This window comes from Thiocapsa sp., assembly GCF_011390875.1.
Lineage (GTDB): Bacteria > Pseudomonadota > Gammaproteobacteria > Chromatiales > Chromatiaceae > Thiocapsa.
In genome coordinates this window covers 1-4,137 of sequence record NZ_JAABRP010000238.1, presented here as the reverse complement: position 1 = coordinate 4,137, position 4,137 = coordinate 1, and the positions used below count along the sequence as shown (strand labels likewise).

General features: G+C 64.6%; 5 protein-coding genes. All 5 read right to left on the bottom strand.

Features of this window, described 5'->3' with window-relative positions; genetic code table 11:
• Positions 1-240 precede the first annotated feature (240 nt).
• On the bottom strand, positions 241-690 hold the full coding sequence (locus GPT33_RS16010; RefSeq protein WP_296810810.1) for a nitrous oxide reductase accessory protein NosL: 450 nt from the start codon (positions 688-690) through the stop codon (positions 241-243).
• Between the two features lie 217 nt (positions 691-907).
• Positions 908-1,792, bottom strand: a complete 885-nt coding sequence (locus tag GPT33_RS16005; protein WP_296810808.1) for an ABC transporter ATP-binding protein — start codon at positions 1,790-1,792, stop codon at positions 908-910.
• Entirely contained in the window at positions 1,789-2,766 is a 978-nt protein-coding gene (locus GPT33_RS16000) for a NapH/MauN family ferredoxin-type protein (RefSeq protein ID WP_296810805.1), read from the bottom strand. Before GPT33_RS16000 ends, GPT33_RS16005 begins: the two co-directional genes overlap by 4 nt.
• Positions 2,763-3,602, bottom strand: a complete 840-nt coding sequence (locus GPT33_RS15995) for a 4Fe-4S binding protein (RefSeq protein ID WP_296810802.1) — start codon at positions 3,600-3,602, stop codon at positions 2,763-2,765. Before GPT33_RS15995 ends, GPT33_RS16000 begins: the two co-directional genes overlap by 4 nt.
• A gap of 14 nt (positions 3,603-3,616) precedes the next feature.
• The coding region (locus tag GPT33_RS15990; protein ID WP_363929425.1) for a NosD domain-containing protein at positions 3,617-4,137 on the bottom strand (521 nt) is incomplete at its 5' end.

Below are 4,137 nucleotides of genomic sequence, written 5' to 3'. Positions count from 1 at the left end.
AACCGAAACACGTAGGATGGGTAGAGCGAAGCGAAACCCATCCTCCAAACCGCCGCATTGCAGGGTGTCAGTCCGATGCCCTTGGCGCGGGCTGGATGGGTTTCGCTTCGCTCTACCCATCCTACCTGTTCATCAAGGCGTTCACCTTGTTTCTGAACCGTCACTAACCGAACTCGGGATGTCGGCCGGCGATCATCGCGGCATCGTCCCTCGCGAATCCCGGCAGGATCTCTGTCGGTCTCAGGGTTCTCGGGGGTGAAGGTGTCCCCCGTGGACGTTGAAGCGGGCTTCGACATCGAAGATGTGCGCCTTGGCCTGCTCGAAGTCGAGGGCGTCCGATGCAGGCGCGGATTGAGCGCCCAAGCCATATTCCATCGGGGTAACCTGGTCGCGCAGATAGGTCGCGGTGCGCGCATCGATCCAGTCGCCGGTGCGCCAGTCGTTCACCCAGATCTCGGTGGCGGGGTTGTCGCGCTCCGCACGCTCTTCGAGCCAGATCAGGGCGCATCCGATATCGTCGAAGCGATAGACGCGCGAGCGCCCGTCCGGCATCGGGACACGCACCTGAGCAGAGTGCAAGCGATCCGAGAGGACCATGCGGCAACGCTCGCACGCATCGCGGTCCCATTTCACCTCGACCGGCCCCTGTCCCGGATCGCCGCCGCAGGCGGAGAGGACGAACGTGAGCATGGCCACGAGAACCCCGGCGCAAAGTCGTTTACCGTAGGCGCCAAATAACGGCTCGATCCGCGTCAGACTCGCCTCCCGGTTCACCCCGAGCGATCCGTGTTGGACGTGCCCTGGAACAGGAAGAAATAAATCATTGAACCGCGTCGACTGCGACGCCTCTTGATCGGCGCGGACCAACCGCTCATGCGGGACCGATTCATATCCTGCCGGACGCGGTTCACGCATACCGCACCTCCGCCAACTCGGGCTCGCTCGCCGCATCCAATCGGATGGAATCAAGCAGCGCCGCATAACGCGATAAGAGCCCGAGGAACCGCAGCCGATCGGCGCCGGCGACCCAGCCTTCCCAGGTGATGCCCTGATCGTTGCTGCGCAGACCCCAAGGCGTGACCGCCCGCGCGAAGGCATCGTCGGCCCGGGTCAGGACCAGACGGCAGCGCAGACGGCTGGTGAGATCGACCAGGTCCGCGACGCGATCGTCGAGCACCACCAGGCCCTGGTCCATCTCGATGACCCGGTTCACGAGTGCGGCGACCTCGTCGAGACGGTGACTGGAGATGAGCATGGCGACCTGCTCCTGGCGCTCGGCGAGGAGCTCGAAGAAGATGTGCCGCGCGTCGGGGTCCAGGTTGGCGGCGGGCTCGTCCATGACCAGCAGCTCGGTATCCCGACCCAGGGCGATGCTGATCAAGAGCTTCTGTTTTTGGCCGCCCGAGAGCTTCACGAAGGGCTGGTGCCGAAACGCCTTCGCATCCAGCCCGAGCCTTGTCGCGACCGCCTCCATGCGGCGCGGATCCGCGCCGCAGACCCCGGAGGCAAACTGGAGCAATTGCCCGACCGGCATCTTGAGCGGCGGCGGCAGCTGCGGCACGAAGCCGATCTTGCCGAGCACCTCGCGCCGGTGCTCGCGCGGGTCCCGATCATCGACGCGGACCTTGCCCTGGCAGACATACTCCCCGAGCAGACAGCGGATTAGGGTGGTCTTGCCGGCCCCGTTGGAGCCGACCAGGGCCACGCGATGTCCGCGCTTGATGACGAGGTCGATCCCCTTGAGGACGGTCTGGCGACGAAAGCGTTTGCTGACCTGCTCGAAACGGATCATAGGGCCTTCTCCAGTCCCTTGAATGTGTAGCTCAGCGAGCTGGTCGGGCAGATGTCCACACAGAGACCGCAGCGGGTGCAGTCCGCACCGATGTCGGTGGTGAGTCCCTTCGCCCGACCACGGATGGTCACATCAAGCACATGCGGCACCATGCAGACGCCGCGGCAGTCGCCCTCGTGATGGCAGCTTTGCATGTTGTACTGCACCCGCAGCGGGGAGATGACACCGACTAGACCGTAGGTGATACCGATCGGGCAGACATAGCGACACCAGGCCCGGCGCGAGAGCAGCACCTCGAAGGCCAGCAGGGCGAGGATCCAGAGCAGCGCCAGACCGGGACCGTAGATGAGCGCGCGGCTGAGGATCCCGGTCGGAGAAATGGTCTCGAAGACCGTGTAGCCGGTCAACAGCGCGAGCAAGGCGAAGACGACGTAGAAGACCGCCCGGACGGTACGATGAAACTGGATGTCGATCGCCCAGCCGCGCTTGGCGAGCCACAGATGCAGGGACTCGGCCCATTCGGCGACAAGGTGATAGGGGCAAACCCAGGAGCAGAAGGTCCGCCCGCCGAGCAGGATCCAGAGCACCAGGACGGTCAGGGTTCCGATCAGCAGGTTGATGACGATGTGCTTGTAGGCGAGCGTGACCTGCAGCGCCGAGTTCAGATCGGCCAGGTGAAAGCCGATGACGCGCGAGGCGGTCAGCGCGCCCTCGACCAGTTGTACATCGAGCACATAAGACACCACGAACAGGAGATTTACGACGATCAAGGTGATCCAGCGGCGATTGCGCCATTTGTGGCGGTTTGCGCTGCGCGCATGCCCAGCCTCTGCCGCTTCGAGCGCCTCGCGTGTCAACGGCGTTTCGCGCTTCTCCTTGTAGATCGTCTTGATCGGGATCGGGATCTGCTCGGGTGCAGGCTTGACCGGTTTGAGTCCCACCAGCTGGCGCAGCGAGTCGACGAAGTAGCTCATTGGAAGTCGGCGCTCCGGTGGATGTCCACGACGATGGCGGCGGGTTCGGCGGGACAGACCATCTCGCAGACCCCGCACCCGACACAGCCGTCTTCGACCACTGGTGTCGCGGCGCGTCCGTTCGGCATCGGCTGCATCCGGATGGCATGCAGCGGCGGGCACTGATTGGGATCGCCGGAGGGCGGCGTGCCGGCCTCGCATTGGGCGATCCGGATCTCGATCGGGCAGAGTCGGACACACAGATCGCACAGCGGCAAGTCGAACGGATGCTCGGCCAGCGGGATCGGATTCCAGCGGTCGACGGACTCGAAGCGCAGCAACGCGGGGTGATCCTTGCCGCGCGCCGCGCCTTTGAAGGGTTGACCGCGCACGGCGAGACAGCGGCCGGGCCGGGCGAGTCGCGCAAACCCCATCCGCGTTTCGGCGGGATAGTCGATGTCGTGCGTCAGCGCCCCGGTTGGACAGGCCAGTACGCATTGCAGCCCGTCGCAGGAGAAGTCACAGGCTTGATTGCGTGCCTCGATGTAGGGCACGCCAAGACCGACACCGTCGTCGATGTCGGCCAGCTTGATTGCTTCGACCGGACAGACCTGCACGCACTGACCGCATTTGATGCAGGCGGAGAAGAACTCTTGCTCGTCGAGCCGATCCTTGAGCGCACCGGGTGGACGCAGACGCGCGTTGGCCTGTCCGATCAGCGGGATGAGTCCGACGAGCGAGGCACCGACCATACCGACGAGGAGGGCGGTGCTGCGCAGAAACTCGCGTCGTCCCTGCTCGCGCAGCTTCTTTGTCTTGCGCCGAGCCTTCGGCTTGGCCGTCGATTGCTCTTTCATCTTCGCTCCACCTCTTAGTCCCGCCCGAGCGAGCGGCGCAGCGCCTCATAAGCGTCATAGCCGCCCGGCTCGGCATCCGGGGCGGGTGCCTCGGGCTCCACATCCGGATCCAGCTCCCAATCCGACCCGCCAGCCAATCCGGCTTGCGGCACGGCGAGCACGACCTCGGTATCGGCGTTCCACAGCGGATGCGCGTCGCGCACCAGAAGGTCCGGGGTCGACAAGGGGGCGAGCCGCTCGAGGAAATCGATGACTTCGAGCATCGGGGACCCCTTGAAGAACTGCGCCGGAGGTACGTCCATCCAGAGCCGATCGGCGAAGGCTTGGATGGCATGCGGCGAGTCGCCGACGCCGTCGTCGTTGCGGTCGAATCCCTCGTAGTCGTCCCAGTAATTGCCGTCCCAGGTGTTGCGATTGGCGGTCTTGCCGCCCTCCACTACGACCTGCGTGGTATTGCCCTTGAACCGATTTCCGGTCAGGACGTTGCCTTGCCAGTCATTGATGAACCGGATCCCGATACCGTTGTAGGCGATCA